Source organism: Pseudoalteromonas sp. c7(2019), from assembly GCF_011378625.1.
GTDB classification, from domain to species: Bacteria; Pseudomonadota; Gammaproteobacteria; order Enterobacterales; family Alteromonadaceae; genus Pseudoalteromonas; species Pseudoalteromonas arctica.
In genome coordinates, this window is sequence record NZ_WTKS01000039.1 from 1 (window position 1) to 1443 (window position 1443).

At 49.4% G+C, this 1443-nt stretch carries 1 rRNA gene; it reads right to left on the minus strand.

Features of this window, described 5'->3' with window-relative positions:
- Positions 1-1443, minus strand: a 23S ribosomal RNA gene (locus tag GQR38_RS19875); the annotation flags it as partial.

Below are 1443 nucleotides of genomic sequence, written 5' to 3' on the forward strand. Positions count from 1 at the left end.
CGGCTCCCGTCCGCTTAGAGAGCAAGTCTCATCACAGATAGGAGCGTACCTTCTCCCGAAGTTACGGTACGATTTTGCCTAGTTCCTTCACCCGAGTTCTCTCAAGCGCCTTAGTATTCTCTACCTGACCACCTGTGTCGGTTTGGGGTACGATTCCATATAATCTGAAGCTTAGAGGCTTTTCCTGGAAGTATGGCATCAGCAACTTCATCACCGTAGTGACTCGTCTCGTGTCTCAGGTTTAATGTTTGTCCGGATTTACCTAAACAAACGCCCTACTCACTTTCACATAGACTACCAACGCTATGCTTGCTTAGCCTGCTCCGTCCCCCCATCGCAATTATATCGAGTACAGAAATATTAATCTGTTTCCCATCGACTACGCCTTTCGGCCTCGCCTTAGGGGTCGACTTACCCTACCCTGATTAACATGGGATAGGAACCCTTGGTCTTCCGGCGTGGGAGTTTTTCACTCCCATTATCGTTACTCATGTCAGCATTCGCACTTCTGATACCTCCAGCATACCTCCCGGTACACCTTCAACGGCTTACAGAACGCTCCCCTACCACTCAGAATAAATTCTGAATCCGCAGCTTCGGTGCATAGTTTAGCCCCGTTACATCTTCCGCGCAGACCGACTCGACCAGTGAGCTATTACGCTTTCTTTAAAGGATGGCTGCTTCTAAGCCAACCTCCTGGCTGTCTGGGCCTTTCCACATCGTTTCCCACTTAACTATGACTTTGGGACCTTAGCTGGCGGTCTGGGTTGTTTCCCTCTTCACGACGGACGTTAGCACCCGCCGTGTGTCTCCCGGATATTACTTTACGGTATTCGGAGTTTGCAAAGGGTTGGTAAGTCGGGATGACCCCCTAGCCTTAACAGTGCTCTACCCCCGTAAGTATTCGTCCGAGGCTCTACCTAAATAGATTTCGGGGAGAACCAGCTATCTCCCGGTTTGATTAGCCTTTCACTCCTAGCCACAGGTCATCCCCTAACTTTTCAACGTTAGTGGGTTCGGTCCTCCAGTTGATGTTACTCAACCTTCAACCTGCCCATGGCTAGATCACCGGGTTTCGGGTCTATACCTTGCAACTATTCGCCCAGTTAAGACTCGGTTTCCCTACGGCTACCCTATTCGGTTAACCTCGCTACAAAATATAAGTCGCTGACCCATTATACAAAAGGTACGCAGTCACCCAACAAGTGGGCTCCTACTGCTTGTACGTACACGGTTTCAGGTTCTATTTCACTCCCCTCACAGGGGTTCTTTTCGCCTTTCCCTCACGGTACTGGTTCACTATCGGTCAGTTGGGAGTATTTAGCCTTAGATGATGGTCCACCTATATTCAGTCAAAGTTTCACGTGCTCCGACCTACTCGATTTCACTTAAAATGTCTTTTCATGTACGGGACTATCACCCTGTATCGTGGCGCTTTCCAGC